The sequence below is a fragment of the Rhizobium sp. K33 genome (assembly GCF_056501445.1).
In genome coordinates, this window is record NZ_CP096478.1 from 1,899,744 (window position 1) to 1,919,471 (window position 19,728).

Sequence of the window (19,728 nt, forward strand, 5' to 3'; positions counted from 1 at the left end):
CGGAGGGGCTTGCTGGATCATTGATTTTGAGATTGAATCTGCTCCTGACCGGAGACAGACATGGTATTTCTTGCTCTACTGATCGCGCAGACGATCGACCCACTCCGCATAGTGGCAGTGGCCCTCGGCGTGTTCTTTATTTGGAAGACCTACTCACCTGGTCGCAGGCTGTTGCCGCTCGCTGCTGTCCTGGTAGTAATCGCGCTCTTGATGACATTCATCATCTCAGAGCTTCTGATGATGCCGCTTGATGCCGCTCAGTTCGCCGTCAGATCAGCTCTAGGACTCGTGGCGAATAGCATCATCGCTCTTGTTGCCGCCGGCGTTGCGCGGCTGATTTCCGCCAGGCGCAGCCGCGCCTAGTCTTCCACCGCATCGACCAGCAGCGGCTTAGCCCCGAAGTGGAGCGCCGGCCGTATCCCCGGCAGCGTCCCGCCAGGGATCTGCCGAATGGCCGCGTTCGCTCCAGATGCCTTGATGTCGCCGTCAACGGTCTGGCGAAGGATTTCCGCTAGATCCTCGAACGCGCCGACAGTAGGGCCAGCCAGAGCCCCGAACTTCCCGCGGCTGGCGTAACGCGATGCCCCGCCGCTACGGTCCTCGTCGCCAGCAATCGCTTGCGCAGCCGTGACAATGCCAGGCAGGCCCATTTTTTCCGCCGTGTTGGAAATCTCAAACGGGATGGAGAGGATGCCCGATCGATCAAGGCCGTTCGCCAGCCAGAGACCAAGGTTCTCCGTCAGCTTTTCAGCGTCTTCAAAATTCCCGCGCTCGACGTACTTCAGATAGCTGACGAGCATCCCAAGGCCGGTTGAGAAGACGAGCATTTCCGCCAGACGGTGCGGCCGCTCCTGAAGACCGGCAATCAGAATGCGTTGGTGCGCAGCCAGGGCAAAGCTCTTGAACTGGAAAAGCAGCTTGCCCACGTTCGTTTTCATCCACAGCGGGTTATCAGCCACGCCCTTGATGATGACGGTACGGTCAGCATCCTTGTTCAGAGCTGCAGCCCACGCCCGCCGCGCCACGTCATCGTCCCAGGCCGAGGCGTTAGCACCGAAAATGCCCTCTTCCTCGACGCCCCACTTGCGGAACTGGTTTGCAATCCGCTGTGCCATCGTCTCGTCAATGCCGAGCATTGCCATATAGGCCGCTTCCGCTTTGTCGATTCGGCCATAGTTCGCCTTTACGAAGTTGACGGGAACCGTGCCAGCACCGCCAGCCCGAGCGACCGCATTGATAGACTGATCCTCTGAGGCTTTAACTATGTTACGTAGCAAGCGGTTCTGCGTCATGACCGCAACGACAGTGCGTAACGTGTCGTTCCAGAGGCCGAGGCCGGTTGCCTTGGTGAAGGCGTTGGAGGCGTTCGATAGCATCCGCTCATAGGTGGAGCCGTAGCGGTATGGGTCTTGAAGATCCGCCAGAGAGGCAAGCCGCGACTGCAGCACCCTTTCCGTCACCACGCCCAAGTCCCGCGCATCCTGCCTTGCAATCTTCGCAGCCTTCGTCCCGCGCACGAGCGCCGGCAGTGCATCCGATAACATCGCCCGCATCCCGAACTTTCCGAGGATGTTTGCAGCGTCCGTCATGCTTGTGAGAGTGACGCCACCCATCAGCCGCAGATAGTTCCAGGTCAGGGCGCCGCGACTAATCCGGCTCCAGGAGCTGCCCTCTTCAGCAGCGCGATAGGTGCCGCGGATCATGTCCCGGAAGGCAGAAAGGTTCTTGATGTCCCGCTGCTCAGCGTCGGCCAGCTTCGCGCGCTCCTGATCCGTCTTTGCCGCCTTGCGTAGCCCTTCATATTCACGGGTTATTTCCTCGAACTGGTCCCGCATGTCAGCACGGCCGAAACGCTGTGCAAGCTCCACTTCCGCGCCCATCGTGCGAGCATAGCGGCGAAGCACCAGCTCCATGTCGTTTTCCAGGAAGTCTTCAACCATCTCGTCGGGGATGTTGAACGTGCGCTCTTTCAGCGGCCCACGAGTAACCGGAACGATCCATTCCGGAATATCGCCCTGCCCCCGGCCCGTCAGGTTGTTGAACACTGATGTAACAATTTCTTCAATGTAGTCAGCGCGGTCTTCCGGCCCGATGAAGTCGGGGATTTCTTCGCGCTGCTTCGGAAGCATGGGCTTCAGCTTGTCCGAATGTGCCCGTGCCTTTGCCACCCGCTGGTCAATTTCGCCCAGCTCGCGCTCCAGGCGGATCATTTCTAGTTCCATTTCGCGGGTAAGGCGCCCTTCAGCGTCAACCAGGCGCAGAGCCTCAAGGCGATTGTTCGCCCTTACCTGCTCATATCGAGCCTTTCCGAAGTCGCGCCGAGCCTTGGCATAGTCCACCATGCGCTTGATTACCGGAGAGGACTTGGCGAGATCCGCAGAGGCGTTGATTTCGTCCTCAAGGGATCGCAGCTCTTTCGCCACGTTATCAGCTTCAGCCTTGGAGATAACCTGTTCATTGCGCAGCGCATCGGTCGCCGCGTCGAACTCGTCAATCTCACGGTTCAGGTCCGCAATCCGCATGTCCGCGTCATCAAGGCCCTTTTCACCGCGCAGAACTTCAGAGATCCGTTCGCGAACCTGCTTGATCGTTGCATTCTCGCTAATGCCTACGCTCTTCAGCCAGGCCGTTGCGGCTTCAATCATTGCTTCATCGTTCGCGGCCTGCGTCATGTCGTCAGACGTGCGAACCGGAGCGCCGGCCAGCTCTTGGCGAATGGCTTCCAGGATATAGTTCTGGTCAACGTAGCCGTTTGCATCAATCGGTGCAGACTCGAAAATATCGAAATCACGGGCAACGATGTTATCCGCAGCACCGCGGCCACCCTCATTCCGGAAGATCCCAGGATAGGTCTTGTTGGTCACGCCCATGCGCTGCAGCTCAGCATAAAGAGGGGAGCCGATCCGAACGCCACCACGACGCCGCAGGATGCCCAGGACCGGATATTTCGCTGGACGAGACGCCATAGCCTTCCGGCTTTCACGGATGAGTGTCATGACGGACTGGTTCTGATCCGCTTCCCGTAGAGCCTCGACTACGGCACGAGGCGCCCGATCGGCCAGGTAGTCGAAGCGCCTCGCCTCTTCTGCCTGCACTCGAGAGAGCTTGCCAGAGCGAACCTTCGCCCGCTTCATAAGCCGCTCTTCTACATTCTGCAGCCGATCGAAGGCGCGGGCGAAGCGGTCATCAATCGCCATAGATTGAACAATCTTGTTCCCGAGCTGCTTTTCTTCCTGCCGGATTAGAGCCCGGTCAAGTTCCTGCTCGAAATAGCGCCGGGCAATTTGCCGGAAACGCTCTTCCTCACCAATCAGGCGTTGACGGTTCCACAGGCGCGTCACGTAGCTTGCAGCCGTTGTGGTCTTTACATCTTCAGGCAGAAGCTCTAGCTGCTTCGCCCGCTCCAGCAGCGGGTTAAAGACCATCTCACGGGCCTTTTGCGCCGCCTGAGTCACATGGATGTTGCCGCCAGGATCTACATCGCCACGCCGACCGGCACGAGCGACAGCCTGATAGAACTCCGTTCGCGAGCCGACATAGCCCTGTTTCCGAGCCTGCCTGTACAGATCACGCGAAGCTGAGATCCACTCACCCACCGCGCCGCGCTCATAGAGCTTGACGGCGTTTTCAACGTCAGCGCCCAGAGAGCGGCCTTCCATGTTCATGGTGGTGTAGATCGGGTTATCCACAAGCCGACCGTAGGTTTCGCGCACCTTCACCGAAGGCGAGAGCATCGTCTGGACACCAGGATTGATTCTTGCTGCTGCCGTAGCTCGCGCCACCAATTCGGCAGCGCGGCCACCCCCAATGCCAAGGTCCGAAAGGTCAAGCTCATCAACTGCCGACGCGCCCGCAGACTGCATCCGCTTGACAATGGTATCAGTCACCGCGGCAGGGTCCGGAACCTCCTCCGCAAGATCCGCTTCAAGTTGCTTGCTCACCCGACCCCATTCCGAGGCCGAGAAGAAACGAGAAGCGGCCCCACCCAAGATACCGCCAAGCAGTACAGACCCGCCCACAGTTAGAGCAGATGTTTGCAAGGAGCGGGTTTCCTGTGTGGCCTGAAGCCCAGCCTCCTGAACCGCAGCACCCGCACCAGCCGCCAAGCCAACAGCAGCACTCGAACGCAGAGCCGAAAAGCCGATCCGGCCGGCACGATAGAGCGTCCCGCCAGGCAGCAGCGTGGGCAAGTCCGTAATGCTCGCGCCCATAGCCAGGCCGACGCCGGTCCACCCGCTCGCCTCAAGCGTTTGCCGGTCCCTCCGCTCCTGATCGATCTGAGCCCGCCGAGCGTCCGCAGCAGTCTTGCTGAAAATGTCCTCGCCAAGCGTGGGATCTTCGTCCAGGTAGGATTTCATATCCGAGTCTTGGTAGACATTATATTGCGGATCGACCGCACCCACGTCGCCGGCAGCAGCGTTGATCCGCGCCTTGGTGAAGGCCGAGCCAATGATGTTCTCTTGCCTGTAGGCAGCCGAGAGCGTGTCCAGGAATGACGGATCTGGAGCGTCGTGTTCCGAGACGCCGACCGTTTCCGGCTCCTGTAGTGTGATGTAGTCTCGCGGGCGATCGAGCAGCAGCGGCATTACCAGCCACCCTCACCGCCAATGCGAGGAGCAGCCCGCGGCGCTTCCGATGGTGCATTCTGTTCCATGCGCTCTTTCTCGATTGCCGTTTCAGCGGCCCGTGCTTTCATCCAGTCAGGGCCAACAGTGGTTTCCAGAGCCTGCCCCACAGTGTCACCCTCACGAACCCTGTCCGATCGGTTTTCCATCATTCGCTGTTCAGACTGGCGAAGCTCTTCCGCCTTCTTCGCCTTGGCTCGCTCTTGCGCTACGCCAACATCCGCCACGAAAGGAGCATTAAACCGCTGAATGATTCCATCCTCGTCCTCGTAGAAGACGACATAGGAAGGTTGCCGGCCGGCGCGTATATCCCGTTCAGTCTCAATGTCAGGATTGAGGAAGTAGCGGCTGGACGTGATGCCTTGCTCCGCCATCGCTTCGGAAAGCTGTTCGCTGATGTAGTCATGCGTCCCGTCAGGCCCAGGCGGATAAGCCTTCTCAGGTGGGTTCTTGACGACGGTATTGTTGCCCATCGTGGAGAAGTTCGAGACGCCGTAGCTGCGTTGGAAGCGGATGTTTGCCTGCTTCCGTGCCGCAACCATGTCGCCCTGCGTGTCAACAAGAGCTTCCTGCAGAATAGACCTGTACTCCGCCACCATAGCAGCCTCTGCAGCCGGATTAGGCCCAAGCTTCGGATTACGCGACAGCCCGCCCCAGCTCGTGTCAAAAGAGGCCGAAACCGTGCTGGCATCGATCTTGTCCAGCTCGTCTTTCACGGTCTTTGACTTGAGAAGGCTTTCACGTTGCGCCTGGTTGGCAGGATCGTTCATCTGCACGAGCTTCTTTGCAGCCTCATCAGGCGAATAGCCCATGTCCCGCGTATAAGTGCGGTAGAGATCCATCTTGTTCCGCACCGTTTCAGAGCCCTCAAAGGCACGGAACGACGCGGGCGCCCGCTGTTCCAGGACAAGCGCAGCTTCCATTGATTGCGCCATCAGTTGCGCATCGTTGCCAGCCGCACCGCGGCGAAGCTCAGCAACAACAGGCTTCGGGATATAGCTTGTGCGGGAAACATAATCCGCCGTGATGGCCTGCCGCTCAGCATCATCAGCAGCAGAACCGGCCAGCTTGTCATAGGCCTTGTCAGCAACCTTCGTCTGTTCGCTGTCGAACGGGTTCACGGAGACGTTGCCCGACGCCATTGCGGAAATCATGGCATTGACACCAGCCGTTTCCTTCATCGCCGTGCGTAGCGAAGTCACCAGCGTTGCCTTGTCGCCGTCGTCAAGCGTCGAGTCTTGGAGGATCACGCCTTCACGCACCCGTTCCGGCTGGGTAGCAATCTGCAGCGCGTAACTATCCTTTACCGCCGCCCGCTGCTTTGTCACCTGCTGGGAATACTCGGTCTCACCCCATGCCGCGAGCTGTTCACGCCGCTCATAAGGGATCGACTGGAAGTCAGGATCCGGAGCGCCGGCCGTGGCCGTGCTTATCCCAGCGCCTCCCATCTTCTTGTCAGACCAGGCAACGACATCAGCCGCCGTCTTGCCCTTCAGGAACGGGTTCGCATTGACCGCATCCTGTCCGACGATGTTAGCAACTGGCGTGGTAGGATCTGCCTTAAGCACTTGAACGGCACCACGCGGCCCGAGGAAGTGAGCAAGGTACAGATTGCCGTCTGTCGTCTGAAGACCTTGGTTCCGCAGGAACTGCCCGTTCTCTTCAGCGAGATAGCCGACCATCTCACGGGACAGCGCCATGTCGTTCCGAAGCGCCAGGACTTCAGCCGTAGAGCGACCCTCTAGGAGATCCGGACGGCGGCGCTTGACCATATCCATCCAGGTAGAGGCAATGAACTGACCGCCACCGGTGGCCGAGGAATTGGGGTTCTTCGCCGTAGCGACCCCGCCACTTTCAACGCCAACAATCTTGTCAACAAGCGTTCCAGGCGCCTGCCCACGGATCGCGCCGATAGCTTCCTGCGGGTTCTGCTGGAACTTCCACCGCCACTTGCTTTCGGCCGCGTCCGCTTCCCACTCGGCCCGACGCTCAGCCTTCCAGGGTTCCGGCATGTTGGTAGCGTTGATGGCGTCCAGGCCCTGCCGCTTCAGCGTCTCGAAATCAGCAGCATTGTTCTGGATCTGCGTCCGGTACGTGCCGAGAGACTGGTTCGTTGAGCGGTCGTAATATGCAGCCTTCGTCTGGTTCTCGTAGGCGTTGGCCTTCTCATAGAGCGAGTTGCCACGAGACAGGATGTTATTCAGGTATCCTGTCTGAGCATCTGGAGAAAGCCCTCCAAGGTGCTGCTTCGCGAATTCGTCGGCTCGTTGCTGGTAGCCTTCCATGAACTGCCGAGTGAAGCCAATACCGCTTTCCGACGACTTGGCCTGCTCATCAAGGAACCGCTTCTCTTCAGCATCCATGAAGCGCGTCAGTTCCGTCGAAACCTCATTGGATCGGTTGTTCTTCCGATCGATGCGCTCACGCTCTGCCAGCTCCTGCAGGTTGTAGCCAGCTTGAACGATCGACTGGCCCATGTCCTGCATAGCAGCGCCAACCATAGGCGTGGGACCGCTAGGAGCAACCCGCCCCGAGCGCGTTCCTGCATAGCCGACGTTTCGTGCTGTAGGGATATCAACCATATGCTTTCATCACCCGTAAGGCAGGGGAACGCTCGACGCGGTTTGACCCGCGCCCATGTTAGACTGTCCAAACCGGCTGAACATCGAGGAGAAACCGGAGATGAGGATCCCGTTCGCCTTCATCTTCGCGGCCCGCATTGCGGCTTGCGCGTCATAACCGGCAACCTCTGCAGCATCCTTGTAACCGCGTTTCTGCTGCTCGCCCTTGAACATCTCAGAATCGACGGCATAGCCGACCCGATCCCTGGTCTCGTCCATGATTTTGATGACAGACGGATCTTCCAGGCTTCCACCCGAAGCAGCAATAGCGGCCTGCTGCTGGGACAAGAGATAACGTCCCTCTCTCCCGCGCTCGATGGCGTCACGCTGAGAGGATGCCACGGCTTCGTCTGCCTGCTGCTCCCTCACCTTCTGCTCGTATTCAAAGCGCCGCTTCTGTTCGCGGCCCTCTTCCCGCGCACCTTCAGCCGCCTGCATGGTGCCAACAACCTGCAGCCCCATGCCAACGATGCCTAGGATTGGCGTCAAAGCACCCATTGCCAAACCACCTTTCCGTCAATCTCTTCGTCAGTCGGCTCAAAGCCGAGCTTCTGCATCATCTCTTTTGCGCGTGGGATATCTTCGTCGCACCACGTCTTGACGACGCGAGCCCCCCGCCCTTTCAGTTCTTCAAGAACCTGCTTCACATGCCGGTATAGGTGAGGCTTCCGCGCCTCTGCCGGCAGTTCAAGGAAGCCCAACCATTCGCTATCAGCCGTTTCCAGGGCGCCACCGAAACCCACGATGATGCGCCGTCGCCAAAGCGCCTTAGCCACAAGCGAAGATGTAGGCTGTACGCCGCGAAAGAAGCGGGCAAAGTCGATTTCATCCGCCGGACGGATGTCAGCCATTCGTCTTTGCATCCATGACGAGAGAGGCCGCAGTGAAGGGGTAAGGCGAGCGAGCCTCGATGCACACACGGCTGTCCGTGTCCCAATCGCTGGAGACGGACATCATGTCGGCGTCGAATGACGTATAGAGGTGGTTCGCCGGGATAGGCTTGTCGCCCTTCGTCGTGGTGAAGCGCCGCAGCGTGTCGAAGGAGTTTCCGACCCGCAGGCCGTCAAGCATGGTGTTCACCAGATACATCCCGAGCTGCGAAACCCGCTTTTTCTGGAATAGGGCGGTGCCACCAGCCGCACCGTATGCAAGCTTGGTGGACTTCCATCGTCCGGCATAGGGTAGGCCGATAACGACCCGCGCCCCTTCGTCTCGAGCCTCAATGACGACGTTTCCGCCTGAAACCGTGTAGAGGTCGCCTTGATCGTGAACCGCCACGCCATCCGCCCACACAGTAACGTCTAGCCCGTCCAGGTGCGGAACAGAAAACGTCGCCTGCCCCGCCGTCGCAGTGAACCGCGTAAAGCCGTCAGCCAAGCAGTTGAGGTCGCCACCCTTGCAGTCAACGAGATCCGCCAAACGCTCCAGGCGTTGCGTCCCATCGCGCACGACAGCGAAATAGACGTTATCCTGCCCAGAACCGCGGCAGGCTATCACGCCCTTGAAATCGCCATCCGTCAAAACGCGGGACCAGGCAATGACCTTCTCCGATGGACGATAGGTCAGCGCCCGCGCTTCGCCGTTCTCCAGAACGAACCAGACGACAGTATCAGGCCGGCGCTGCACGGCTATACTGACAACCGGAGAACCGCCGAAAATGTTCTCGTGCATCTGCGTCAGGTCCATAGCGCCGTAGTCTAGCGTTCCTGCTTCTGGAACTAGCGCAAAGACCCCAAGGCCCGAGCTTTGGACAAAGATCCCGTCCTTGTCGCATTTCACGGCCCGCATGTCGTAACTGCCTTGAGTTGACCCTTCTACAGGGAACCAGCTTGCGGCAGTCAGCGGTTCGTCAAAGCTTGAAGACTTCACCGAAATCTCTGCGTTGTCCGTGCCAGCAATCAGACGCTGAAGCCCAAGCAGCCATAGAATGCCGCGATCCGTTCCCGTGCCGATCGAGCGATAGATAGGGGCGCTGTCACCCTCCACCGTATCGTCAAAATTTAGGTACTCGTCAGGGACGGAGCCGTGGATGAAGTCTCGCTTGCCCCAATACAGGCGCCCGCCGAACGTCTCGACCGCCCACGGCCAGCCGTCAAAATCCGACCATGTGGAATAGTCCCATGTGAAGGTGTTTGACGTAATGCCGATGTTGGAGAAGCGCGAAAGAACCTCAATGTTCGCCTGGGCGTTGTTGAGGTAGCCCGTCATGCGGCAAGTTCCGGTAGAGCTTCCGCCAGCGTAGGCAAGTGTGGTGGCTATCGTTCCACCACCGTAGGAAGTGCAGACAAACCGAAAATATTTGATCGTGTTATTGTCGGTGTCTTCGTAGACCTTGCTGACGTTGGCGTTGGTGTAGCTCTCGCCAGATACGTTAGACCATGAACCCGGAGCGCCGCCGCTATCAAGCGCCTCCTGCAGCACCACTGTCCCGGTCCATGAGCCGCTGATGCTAACACTGAACCACCGATCACCACCCACGCCGGCAACCCGGATATAACCACCTTGAGCAGGTGCCGAAGTGAAATTCTCGTTGATAGTCTGTCCGTTTTGCACCAGGCGAAACACGCGCCCGACCATGCCGGGTTCGAAATAAGCGCGACTAGCGCTCAGAGTGCCGTTGCCGGTGTAAACGTCAGGCCATAGCGAAACCATACCGTCGGAAGTGATGAAGGGGCCATTGCCGACCTTGCACCGCTGAACGCCCCAGCTCGTGTCTCCAAAGTGAAGGATCTCACGCTGCTGATAAACCCGCGAAGCGACGTAGAGCTTATCAATGTTCTGCTTGTAGCGGATCAAACGGCGCACATCGTCGCCAGTCCACGGTGCCTCAATGACGAGCGTTCCAGCCGCGTCGATCGTGCAGCTATTGACCAGCACTTGCCGCGGGACATCAGTGCGCAATTGAAGATAGACAGATGCAGCGCCAGGAGTGAAAGCAAGGGAGTGGTCGCCGTCTTCAAGAACCCGTTGCTGAATGAGGTCATCGCCGCCCGATGTTGACCCAAGACGAACAACAACGGGACCGCGAACAACCTTAACCCGAAGCCCATGCTCTTTGTCTTGGTCGCCAGACGCAACAGTGATTGTCTGCCGCGCTTCCGCCCTCGCCTGCGTCGTACCGGTCAGCACAAGGTTGCCGCTTGAAACTGCAGCCGAGGCACCCGAGCCGCTGGCGTTCGTCCAGCCCGTAAACGAGCTAAAGTCGCCGTTGGTGATAGCCGTAGAGACAGCCACCCGAGAAACAAAAGCGCCATCTTTCAGGACGCGCAGTTCCCCATCAGAAAGAACAGGCACCAGAACCGCGCCATCAGTCCCGGAATAGGAATATTCCAACAGCAGGACACCGCCCAGATCGATATCAGCGATGTGCTCAAGACCAGGCCGCAAGGTCATCGCGCCAGAGATCCGCGGCAGGACGTTGGAGTAGAGCTCGCCGGCGAACTGCATCCTTTCCAGGTCCAGCCGGGAAAGCGCCTCCTCGCCTACCTCACCACCGTTCAGCGAATAGAGCGGTGCATTGACACTAGGCATCAGACATCACCCTCGCCAAGCGTGATTTCCCCGCCAATGATGGAGCCGCCCTCGCCCGTACCGCGGCCAATGCCGCCACCGTAGCGCGACATGATCCAGGAACCGGGGTTTAGAACCTTGTTGTTCTCGTTGCGGGCATCGACGCTCTTTGCTTGGCGCAGCGCCTTTTCCATGCGCTTTTCAATCTTCTGCTCCAGCGTGTCGCCGGCAGTCAGTCGGCCGCAGGTATCAAACGCAAGCTTCAGCGCGACATAGCGCCAGAACAACGTCGGCCAGTTCGAAATCTGGTCGTCTGCCATCTTGGCAGTGCTGATATAGCGGAGATAAAGCGCGTTGGTGTTGGCGAAGAGATAGCCGCCTTCGTCCCGGTACTCCAGGAACGGAGTGCGGAAGTCCGCTCTATCGGAGACGGCAATGGTGCGCAGCCAGTCATCGGGGTAGTCAAGCGTGTACTGCCACCCCGGCGAAGGGGTGACAGCATCGTTCACGTCGATTGCTGCCGTCACCTTGGCAAAGTTCCAGTCCCCCGCGTTGAAAGCTTCCTCGACCACGCCAGACCAGGCGGCGCCGAAGGTGTAAACAGCCTCAACGTCATCAGTCAGTGTGGTAATGGTCGCTTTCTCCAGGTGAACCAGAGCCTGCTTCCAGATCTGCAACTTGTCGGCCATTTATTCGCCCTTCATCAGCTCGAAATATTTGGCAGCCGCCTTGTCGGCAGCGTCCTTGGTTTCAAAGCCGGTTTGGATGATGTCTCCGTTATGGATGAAGCGCCACTTGTGAGCGGGTCCACCGAAGCTAACGACAGGAGCGGAGATTTCCCCTTCCTTGACCGCAGGCGCGGCAGCGTCGTCATAGAGACGGATCACGCGAACCTTTGCCGTGGTCTTCGTGACCGACAGAACGCGCAACGTGCAGTCAAGCTTGTGGTCGTCGGAGAGGACATCGATTGTCATTCCGGTGCGGAAGACGCCGAGGTGATTGGAGAAATACTCGGGATGCGTGACATCTTCGAGGGTGGTTTCAGCGGGAACCATCGCAGCGCAACGGCCGATCATGTAATCAGCCTGCCCAAAACGTTGAGCGCCCACCAGCTTTACAGCTTTGGAAGTCATGTTCTTCACCGTGAGAAAAGAGAAAGGGAAAAGGGGCGAATTTTCCCCGCCCCCATAGGTCCGATTAGTCGGTATCGGTTGCAGTGACAGCCAGACCGTCAGTCAGGTCGATGCCGAGAGCGTCCGAGCCGGTCGCTTCGTCAATGACCCAGCAGATATGCACTGCGGTGACGGTTGCGGTGTTCAAGGCGGTGCGGGTACGGACAAAGACGATATCGCCCTGCCGTGCGCCCTTCTTGTAGCCGTCGCTGACATAGTTGGACGTGTTGACGGTCGCGATTGCGTCCGTCGTGTCCAGGAGCCAGATGTTGACGTTGCCGGTGCCCGACAGCCCGCCGATGATCTGCTTGAAGCCCTGAGATACATAAGCCATGATGTGCGCCCTCCTTAGCTGAACGCTGCCGTGTCGTCCGTGAGGACTTCGATCACGCCGGCCTGCTGCAGGATGGTTGCACCGTCGAAGATGGTTGCACGGTCGTAGGAATAATCATCCTCGTCGTTGTAACCAGCCGCGACCTGAACCATGTCATTGGCAATGGCGTGGCCGACTGCACCCTTCGCGAAGATGAAGTTGGACGCCGTAGCCGTACCCTTGCCGGGAAGGCCGTTGTGCATGATGTGCTTTGCACCGAGCCAGATCTTCGGGCGATCGAGGGCAAGACCGACAAGCGGCTTTTCATCGATATAGTCCGCAGACTTGAACTCCTGGAACGTCAGCAGACGAGCCCAGGCCTTGGGAGTCCAAAGGCAGGTGATTTCGTCGCCAGCCATCACGTCCTGCTCGAAAAGTTCGGTCAGAGCGTCAACGGTCTTGCCATACGTCAGAGTGATGGCCGAGCCGCCGTTGTACTGGTTGGTTGCCGTCTCCAGTGCTTCGATAATCGTATGGTCGATTTCGCGAGCAGCGGTCTTGGCGCTGGCGTTCTGCATGGCTTCACGCAGGTTTGCCGGTGCGGTGAATACGTCGAAGCCGGTGCGCGTTTCCTTGGAGTGCTTCTCCTTCAGGGTAACGGTCGGCTGCGAGTCTGTGCGGTTGCGGGACGGGATGCGCCCGTTCGTGCCGCGCTCAGTCATGCGGCCGGCAGCGCCCTGAACTGCAAAGCTTGCAGTGAGGCCCGACAGCATGGTTTCTTTCGTCACGCAGTCCTTGAGGTAGGTTTCGCCGCGCTGAAATGCGACGACCCACTCATCACGGTACTGAGTCTTGGTAATAGCGTAAGCCATAACCTTGTTGCTCCGTTCTTTGATGATGTTGAGAGGTTGATTCCAGCCTTCGGATCAGGGTGCCGCGTGAGCGTTCGCGGGGTGCTTCGCATGGCGAAGGGCCGCTAGTGGCTTAATTGCGGGGCGTCTCTTTGGCTTGTCTTGCTTGGAAGGTGCGGGGCCGTCGCCGGGGTGCCGCGGGTACTCACATAACCGCCAGGTTATTTCCGGCGTTTATTGTTCTTGTCGAGCCGATCATAGATCTGCGTAATTTCACGCTGAACCTCGTCGCTCTTGTACTTCTCCGGGTCCGTAAGCTTCAGGGCCATCAGCTCTGCTCTGCGAGCCTCCAGCGTCTTGCCCATCGTCTCCACATCGCCGGTCATGATGGCGTTTGCGCCGAAGTAATCCGTGCCAATCTCTGCCATCATCTTGACGAAACCGACATGATCCTGAAGCCGGGAACCGTCAGCCAGCCGCAGGCCCATCATGTCGCTGAAACCCTCTTCCCCGAGGTGCTGTGTCATGATCTGTTGAGCGGCGCCGATATGGCCCTTGTATTCCCCGCCCCATTCCGCCTGCAGAGCGGCTTGCGTTTCCTTGGCAGTCTTCGCCATGTTGGCGTCAAGCTGCTGCTGCTGGGCAACGGCAAAGTCCTGATACCAGCCTAGCGCCGCTTCAGCAAATGCCGGCGGCACGTTCTTTTCAAACATGGCCGTCTTGAAGTCAGCCAGGATTTCACGGTCGAAGTCGCTGGCCTCGTAGCCTTCCCTGAAATCGCCGGGATAAGCCGCAGCGTCGTCAGGAATGCCGAACGCCTCGCGATAGGCCTTGACCTCTTCGGGCGTGGATTTGTCCGTCAGCGCGGCAGGGAGCTTCTTTCCGTTCTTCGCCGTGTTGTATGCTTCCCGGTAAGCCTTGGAGATAGCGTCGATCGACCGATAGCGAGCAAGCTGCTTCAGGATCGTTTCATCGCCGCCGGCCAATTTCTCGCGGAATGCCTGCAGATCCGCATCAGTGGAACCGTTATCAGCCCCAGGAGCGGGAGAGGCGCCGGGATCGAGATCCGAGCCAGTATCGACGGTGTCTAGCGCGTCATTCGTTCCGGGGTCTTGCCCGTTCAACGTTTCGGTCGTCTGCAGGTTTTCCGGTGCTGCGGTCGTGCTTTGGTCTGTCATGTGCTTCACCCGTTAAAATCGAAAGGGAAATGGTCGAAAGCTTGCGGAGCTGGTGCCCCACATGCTGCTTGCCTGCAGCGAACGTGGTGTCCCTGTCGCCGCCATGCTCTTCCGGCATCCAGGAAGCCTGATTGATGCCCGTTATGTGGAGGATCGCAGCCCAGGCCCTCACCTGTTGATCCTCAGAGGCAACCCCCTTTGAGAGCGCCTGAATTGCCACGCAGTCAGCCTTGCGAATTTCAAGGTCGCTTGTCGGCTGGTCGTTCGTGTTCTGCACCGTGACGGGAAGCCACGGGCGATAGTGCCGCCGCTCAGTCATTGCTCACCTGTTGAAATGGAAAACCGGGGAGACCGCCCCGACACGGTTACTCTGCGAAGCCAGCCTTGAGAGCTTGCGCGGCCTCGCCAACATTGGCAGCGACTTCCGCGCCCTGCCCTACCTGCTGCATCGCCTGCTGCGCCTGCATCGACTCTTGCGCCATCTGGCGATTCATTGCCGCCTGTTCCGCCGGCAGAAGCCAGTCAGAGCGGCCAGCAGGAACGGCACCGAACGCATCGCGGAACATGGTGCGGGTATCAACTTCAGCCGCAACCGAAGGATCAAGCGTCATTCCAGCTTGGAGAATGCCGGCACTCTCCTGGAACGCATTGATGATTTCGCGGTCCCGCGCTTCCTTCAGCGCATTGTTGAACTCGTAGGTGATGCTCTCGCCCAGGAGCGAGTCAGGCATGTTGAGAGGAACGCCATTGCGATCAACGGGGCCATAGCCGCCCGCCCGCATGACCTTCATCGTCACAAGCTCCAGCGTTGCGCCGGTCCACTCGTTTTCGATCGGCCCAAACAGCGGGAGAGCGTTCCTAATCCAAGACTGGACACGCTGCGCTGCCTCGTAGGCGGTCATCTGCTTGTCAGCCATCGCAATAGGCTGCAGCTTGTTCATGAAAAACGTATCGCCAAGCCGGTTCCGGACATCGTTCACGAGATCCACACCAAGCCCGACGTTCTTCCCAAGATCCAGAGCCCGCAGAGCAGGCCCAAGGCGCTCGTCATACTCAGCATCAATGAACGTGACGCCGTTTGATGTCAGATCGATCGGAGACAGGATAGCGTCTTGAGCAGCAACAAGTGGCGGGTCTACCTGCTTTTCGCCAGCCTCGATGATGGTCATCATCATGCGCTGAAGCATCCGGCTATCCATGAGCCCGAGCATCGCGGCCGAAGAGACGGCATAGAACTTGTTGCTCAGCAGTTCCCAGCGAGGAACCACGTAATCAAATGTGAAAGCAGGCGTTTCCTTCAGAATGTGCCCGTCAACGGTAACGTAGACATCCGCCCACTTCGCACCCTTCGGGAACTTCCGGTAAGGCTCGTAGATATCGAGCGGAATGAAGACGTGGCGGACCTTGAACTTGGTTTCCGTGTCCTTCTTCTTCAGCGCGTTTTTCACCGGCTGGGGAAGCCGATCGGAGCCGCACCAGAACTCCATCGTCTGTGCAGTCATGTCACATTTGCGGTGAACGTGGTTCACCTGACCGTCAGGCCCTTCTTGACCGGCGCAGTTCTTCGGATGATGGCACCTGAAAAGCAGATTGTTCCGTTCGCGGTTGTAGCTGACCTGTTGCCAGCCCATCCCGAACGCAGCGAAGTCACGTTCCACCTGACCGGCTGACCGTGCAAACCCGCTATCCTTTGACGCCAGGATGGCCGCATTGACAGCCGTCATTCCTTCCAGGAACTCAGCCGCCGCCCTGTCGCGCTGGACAGCCTTGTTGACGGCAGCAGCCTTGAACCACTGCCGCCCATGAGGCCGCACCATAGAGCCGATCTGATCACCCAGCTCACGAGCCATAAGCGCCGCGGTCGGGTCCGTCAGATGCGAAGCGAACTCTTGTCCGAGGATGATTTCGCTCGTGAAGTCAGCCCGCGTTGGGTACATGAACTCGGCAATCTCCTGATAGAGACTGTCAAGCGTTCCCTTTGCTGCGAACAGCCGGGAATCTATGGACATCAAGTCGCGGCCGGCCTGATCAGCCATTAGCTGGCTCCGAGCGTCGAGCGCGAGAACTCACGCCCCAATGTGCCAGGCACAGGAGCAAGCCGGTCAACGCGAGAGCTGCTTTGCCCCGTAGTACGACGCAACGCTGGAGACTTGGCACGTTCACGCTTTGCCATCGGATCTTCGGGATCTGGCATCGGTGCGGGCGGCTCAGGTTCCGGATATTCCGTCTTCTCAACCTTTGGCTTACTTCTGAATAGTCCACCCATGAGCGTGTCCTTTCACTTCTTGCCACGAAGACGCGCTTTGAATGAAGCGTTCGACGTGGCGGATTGCAGTTTGCGGCGCTGAACTTCCCGCCGTTCTTGTGCAGCCTTTGGCCGCTTGAGCCCCGACACATGCGAGGCGGAAAGCATGATGGTCGTATCTCCCTTGTCAGGCGATCGACCGAGCATTTCCTTCATGTCCTCTTTCGGCAGCACCGCGATAATCTCGCCACCACCACCAGGACGGACTTCATATCGGAACGCAGCGAGGTCTTGCGCCATCTCAGCGTCAGGAGGCAGCGCGATTTCCGAGCCGAATGCGGGGTCTAGCTGTTCCCTGAATTGCCACACCGCTTGCGAGCGAAGGTTCAAGAACCCGTACATTCCCTCACGGGAGGTAGACGCCGAGGCCGAGGAGCTTTTGAAGCCGTAGCAATCAACATCAGCATGAGCGAGCTGCGTTAGCGTGTCGCCGCCATATCCCCCGCCAGCATCGACAACCACTCTGCAGCGGTCCCGCATCTGGGGAACGATCAAACCCGCAACCGTTGGACCGTCCGGCGTGTCGCTGCCCTTGTGACTGCTGAATTGCGAATACCAGGAGCCATAGCGGCTTTGAATTTGTGTCTTGTCCTTGCCACCTTGCGCTACGTCAGCGGCAACGGCAGTCATCGGAATGTCTGCAGGCGGCTTGTTCGTCCAACGAGCTTGAGCAAGCTTGATCCACTTCGTCGGGATCACCTGCCAGGGATCGTCTTCCTCATCCGGGATGAAGTCGCCGTCTCGCAGTCTTGCCCGAAGCTCTGCCGGCATTGCTTCCAGCGTGGAGGCATAGCCCGAGGCCATGAGATCCGGATTGTCTTCCAGCTTGGAGCGGATGAAGGTTCTGGAGCGGGGACGTTCGCCGTTCGGACCCTCATAGTCACGGTCAACCTCGACATCTTCCCCGTCGATGCTTGTGAACCACCGCAGTTCGCCAGACTTCGCAGGGTTCGGGTGCGAAGGATCAAGCCAGGGCGCCCAATACTTGATGACCCACAGTCCCGCCGCAGAGGTTGGCGGATTGCCTGTTGCCACCACGCGGCACCGTCTGCCTTGAGCATCACGGTTCCAGCCGATGATGTAGCGGTATTGGCTTTCCGTGAACTGCGTTATCTCGTCAAAGCCCTTCAGCCTATGCGGCCGGCCCTGATACTTTTCCTTGTCTGATTCATGCGGGACGCCGCCTAGTTCGATCGTACCGCCACCAGGAAGGCGCCAGATGTGGCTTTGCGAGTTGTAGCCGTCCCGAGTTCCGAGAACCCGCGCTAGCTCGTCCTCAATGCCTTTGATCTGCGTTGCCTGCCGTCGAAGGATCAGCGCAGGCTGGTATTCCGTCGCAGCCAGTCCGCACAGCAGGGCGGTCTTTCCACCACCAGCAGCGCCGCCATAGAAGGTTTCATCCGCTTCCGTGAACCAGGCTTCTGTTTGGGGGCCGACGTTCGGCACGAATGCCATTGCAGCCGTCTCCATGAGAGCCAGCCGCTTGACCTCTTCCTGCTCCTCTTGCGGCAGCCCCTGAAGCGCCGCGAGGATCTGCTTAAGATCCACTGCCCTGCAGGCCCTTGGTCAGCAGGAAGGCAACACGCCGCAGCATTTCGTTCTCTGAAGGCTGATCCGGCACGAGAGGCGCGCCGTTCGCGCCAGTCACTTCCGACTTGTCAGCCAGCCCCAGGTCGCGGGCGATGATGGCAGGGTTCAGCAGATCCGCAGAGGCGCCCTCGAACTTCTGTGCCCGAATGATTTCTTCCACAGCCGCACAGACTGCAGAAAAGTCTTCTTTCTTCCGATAGGCATCCCATGTCGGGCGAGCGATATCGAGGAAGATGCAGAGCCCGCCGATCGACATTGCCCGCATCTTGGGAATGGCTTCCTGCTTTATCTCACCCTGATAAGCGAATGCCTTCATCTCGTGGAGCGGGTTATCCTGCACCCACTGAAAATACTCTTCGCAGGCGGACATCAGATCCACCGGAGCGGCGAAAATAGGCGAGCGTCCGTGAGAACTACGTGCCTTCCAAAAGGCGTTACCAGCTGGAGCAGCCATGTCAGCCCCCTTCAAACAAAAACGGGAAAACGTAAATTTGTAGCTGCCGCAGCAACCGTCCTTTCACCCCAACGGCCTAGACGAAACTCCGGCAAAGTGAGGGTGCGATGGAATTCGTCAGTAGAGTGTGGAGTGGCTTCCTGAAGTTCTTGGAAGTGGCGGCGACCAGCGAGGTCGCAACGACGACGGCGCTGCTGGACTTCTACAGCGTCATCTTTGCGCTTGTGCTGGCGCCCGCTTGGCTGCCGCGCATCTACAAAGGCGTGAACCACTATGAAGAAAAAAAGAACGAAGAAGGAAAGTGGGCGCACAGGATCTGGATGCTCTGCTATCTTGGAGCAGCTTACGCAGCGCTGCTGTCCCTGTGGCTGAAGACAGAAGGCTTCCGAAATGATTACCTCTGGCCCTACTAAGCCTGAGAGTCTTCAAACACGTCTGTTTGGCTGTCCGCTATAAACGAGACGTACATACCACCCCCGACACCTGAGAGCGTACGCTGTTGCCCAGCTATAAGGCGTCGGCTTTTGCCGATGGCGGCCTTGTCCCTGTGCGATCCTCTAGAGACGTGCAGCCAGCCATCCTCATCGGAGGAGACCAGCATCACGTCGAAGGAGCCGTCCAGCTTGACGCCGAAGGCACCACTCACCAGAGCGAGGGGCTTTGGGCCCATTGCAGGAAAGCCAGCCGAGGAGGCATGGCCGAGCTCGATGTAACAGGACATCCCAATACCTCATCTTGTTGTGTGCATTCGCCCTCACAAGCTTGCATTGGCTCTGAGCTTTTGTTTCCCTGCAGTTGCAGATCTTCAGGGAGATTCTAATGAAATACTACGTCACGTTCCAAGAACTGGGCCCAAACGGCCGGCCGATCGACCATCCTGGACCGGCTGATTTCGAAACCGACGGTCTGGGCATGATCCCAAACGTTGGGGATTACGTGCAGATGATCCCAATGGGCAATGAAGATGCGCCGGAGTTCGACGGAAAGGTTCGGTCGCGTCTGTTTCGGTACTTTGGTGCCGAAAACTGTGGCGTCAACATTGTCGTTGAAAGTGCCGACGGTGACGATTGGGGCAAGCTCATCAAAGAATAAATATTCGTCACAGCGCT

Annotated in this window: 16 protein-coding genes; 3 read left to right on the plus strand and 13 right to left on the minus strand. The window is 58.7% G+C overall.

Annotation, left to right across the window (positions count from 1 at the left end; all coding sequences use genetic code 11):
• The first annotated feature begins 60 nt into the window (after nucleotides 1-60).
• Nucleotides 61-363 (plus strand): hypothetical protein, encoded by a 303-nt coding sequence (locus M1E12_RS09455; protein ID WP_479564506.1) that lies wholly within the window; start codon nucleotides 61-63, stop codon nucleotides 361-363.
• Here the strand turns inward: M1E12_RS09455 and M1E12_RS09460 are convergent.
• The 13 genes from M1E12_RS09460 to M1E12_RS09520 form a co-directional block, all read right to left on the minus strand.
• A complete protein-coding gene (locus tag M1E12_RS09460; protein ID WP_479564507.1) occupies nucleotides 360-4,586 on the minus strand; it encodes a hypothetical protein in 4,227 nt (1,408 codons plus the stop codon). The genes M1E12_RS09455 and M1E12_RS09460 overlap by 4 nt on opposite strands.
• Nucleotides 4,586-7,102, minus strand: coding sequence for a hypothetical protein (locus tag M1E12_RS09465; protein WP_479564508.1), 2,517 nt, complete (start codon nucleotides 7,100-7,102; stop codon nucleotides 4,586-4,588). The genes M1E12_RS09460 and M1E12_RS09465 overlap by 1 nt, the downstream gene beginning before the upstream one ends.
• 114 nt (nucleotides 7,103-7,216) lie before the next feature.
• Nucleotides 7,217-7,744, minus strand: a complete 528-nt coding sequence (locus M1E12_RS09470; RefSeq protein WP_479564509.1) for a hypothetical protein — start codon at nucleotides 7,742-7,744, stop codon at nucleotides 7,217-7,219.
• Nucleotides 7,732-8,097 (minus strand): hypothetical protein, encoded by a 366-nt coding sequence (locus M1E12_RS09475; protein WP_479564510.1) that lies wholly within the window; start codon nucleotides 8,095-8,097, stop codon nucleotides 7,732-7,734. Before M1E12_RS09475 ends, M1E12_RS09470 begins: the two co-directional genes overlap by 13 nt.
• Entirely contained in the window at nucleotides 8,090-10,777 is a 2,688-nt protein-coding gene (locus M1E12_RS09480) for a phage tail protein (protein ID WP_479564511.1), read from the minus strand. Before M1E12_RS09480 ends, M1E12_RS09475 begins: the two co-directional genes overlap by 8 nt.
• On the minus strand, nucleotides 10,777-11,445 hold the full coding sequence (locus M1E12_RS09485) for a phage connector family protein (RefSeq protein WP_479564512.1): 669 nt from the start codon (nucleotides 11,443-11,445) through the stop codon (nucleotides 10,777-10,779). Before M1E12_RS09485 ends, M1E12_RS09480 begins: the two co-directional genes overlap by 1 nt.
• Nucleotides 11,446-11,889 carry a hypothetical protein gene (locus tag M1E12_RS09490; RefSeq protein ID WP_479564513.1) on the minus strand — a complete coding sequence of 148 codons (444 nt, stop codon included), beginning with the start codon at nucleotides 11,887-11,889 and terminating at the stop codon, nucleotides 11,446-11,448.
• A 64-nt stretch (nucleotides 11,890-11,953) separates the two neighbouring features.
• The gene (locus M1E12_RS09495; RefSeq protein ID WP_479564514.1) at nucleotides 11,954-12,262 is read right to left on the minus strand and encodes a hypothetical protein; all 309 of its coding nucleotides are present in this window, start codon (nucleotides 12,260-12,262) and stop codon (nucleotides 11,954-11,956) included.
• Between the two features lie 14 nt (nucleotides 12,263-12,276).
• On the minus strand, nucleotides 12,277-13,113 hold the full coding sequence (locus M1E12_RS09500; RefSeq protein ID WP_479564515.1) for a phage capsid protein: 837 nt from the start codon (nucleotides 13,111-13,113) through the stop codon (nucleotides 12,277-12,279).
• 200 nt (nucleotides 13,114-13,313) lie between these two features.
• Nucleotides 13,314-14,270: a hypothetical protein gene (locus M1E12_RS09505; protein WP_479564516.1), complete on the minus strand. Its 957-nt coding sequence runs from the start codon at nucleotides 14,268-14,270 to the stop codon at nucleotides 13,314-13,316.
• A 365-nt stretch (nucleotides 14,271-14,635) separates the two neighbouring features.
• Entirely contained in the window at nucleotides 14,636-16,306 is a 1,671-nt protein-coding gene (locus M1E12_RS09510) for a portal protein (RefSeq protein WP_479564517.1), read from the minus strand.
• A 242-nt stretch (nucleotides 16,307-16,548) separates the two neighbouring features.
• Nucleotides 16,549-18,123: a terminase gene (locus M1E12_RS09515; RefSeq protein ID WP_479564518.1), complete on the minus strand. Its 1,575-nt coding sequence runs from the start codon at nucleotides 18,121-18,123 to the stop codon at nucleotides 16,549-16,551.
• Complete coding sequence (locus M1E12_RS09520; protein ID WP_479564519.1) at nucleotides 18,113-18,619, minus strand: terminase small subunit; 507 nt, start codon at nucleotides 18,617-18,619, stop codon at nucleotides 18,113-18,115. Before M1E12_RS09520 ends, M1E12_RS09515 begins: the two co-directional genes overlap by 11 nt.
• 107 nt (nucleotides 18,620-18,726) lie before the next feature.
• Here M1E12_RS09520 and M1E12_RS09525 point away from each other — a divergent pair, with 107 nt between their 5' ends.
• Entirely contained in the window at nucleotides 18,727-19,032 is a 306-nt protein-coding gene (locus M1E12_RS09525; RefSeq protein ID WP_479564520.1) for a hypothetical protein, read from the plus strand.
• A gap of 406 nt (nucleotides 19,033-19,438) precedes the next feature.
• On the plus strand, nucleotides 19,439-19,711 hold the full coding sequence (locus tag M1E12_RS09530; RefSeq protein ID WP_479564521.1) for a hypothetical protein: 273 nt from the start codon (nucleotides 19,439-19,441) through the stop codon (nucleotides 19,709-19,711).
• The last annotated feature ends 17 nt before the right edge of the window (nucleotides 19,712-19,728 follow it).

What these genes read in the sequence shown, in the direction of transcription:
- M1E12_RS09520 (WP_479564519.1), bottom strand. Translation starts at nt 18,619, where the DNA reads ATGGCTGCTCCAGCTGGTAACGCCTTTTGGAAGGCACGTAGTTCTCAC.
- M1E12_RS09480 (WP_479564511.1), bottom strand. Translation starts at nt 10,777, where the DNA reads ATGCCTAGTGTCAATGCACCGCTCTATTCGCTGAACGGTGGTGAGGTA.
- M1E12_RS09525 (WP_479564520.1), top strand. Translation starts at nt 18,727, where the DNA reads ATGGAATTCGTCAGTAGAGTGTGGAGTGGCTTCCTGAAGTTCTTGGAA.
- M1E12_RS09465 (WP_479564508.1), bottom strand. Translation starts at nt 7,102, where the DNA reads ATGGGCCAGTCGATCGTTCAAGCTGGCTACAACCTGCAGGAGCTGGCA.
- M1E12_RS09475 (WP_479564510.1), bottom strand. Translation starts at nt 8,097, where the DNA reads ATGGCTGACATCCGTCCGGCGGATGAAATCGACTTTGCCCGCTTCTTT.
- M1E12_RS09510 (WP_479564517.1), bottom strand. Translation starts at nt 16,306, where the DNA reads ATGGCTGATCAGGCCGGCCGCGACTTGATGTCCATAGATTCCCGGCTG.
- M1E12_RS09495 (WP_479564514.1), bottom strand. Translation starts at nt 12,262, where the DNA reads ATGGCTTATGTATCTCAGGGCTTCAAGCAGATCATCGGCGGGCTGTCG.
- M1E12_RS09530 (WP_479564521.1), top strand. Translation starts at nt 19,439, where the DNA reads ATGAAATACTACGTCACGTTCCAAGAACTGGGCCCAAACGGCCGGCCG.
- M1E12_RS09470 (WP_479564509.1), bottom strand. Translation starts at nt 7,744, where the DNA reads ATGGGTGCTTTGACGCCAATCCTAGGCATCGTTGGCATGGGGCTGCAG.
- M1E12_RS09505 (WP_479564516.1), bottom strand. Translation starts at nt 14,270, where the DNA reads ATGACAGACCAAAGCACGACCGCAGCACCGGAAAACCTGCAGACGACC.
- M1E12_RS09460 (WP_479564507.1), bottom strand. Translation starts at nt 4,586, where the DNA reads ATGCCGCTGCTGCTCGATCGCCCGCGAGACTACATCACACTACAGGAG.
- M1E12_RS09455 (WP_479564506.1), top strand. Translation starts at nt 61, where the DNA reads ATGGTATTTCTTGCTCTACTGATCGCGCAGACGATCGACCCACTCCGC.
- M1E12_RS09500 (WP_479564515.1), bottom strand. Translation starts at nt 13,113, where the DNA reads ATGGCTTACGCTATTACCAAGACTCAGTACCGTGATGAGTGGGTCGTC.
- M1E12_RS09485 (WP_479564512.1), bottom strand. Translation starts at nt 11,445, where the DNA reads ATGGCCGACAAGTTGCAGATCTGGAAGCAGGCTCTGGTTCACCTGGAG.
- M1E12_RS09490 (WP_479564513.1), bottom strand. Translation starts at nt 11,889, where the DNA reads ATGACTTCCAAAGCTGTAAAGCTGGTGGGCGCTCAACGTTTTGGGCAG.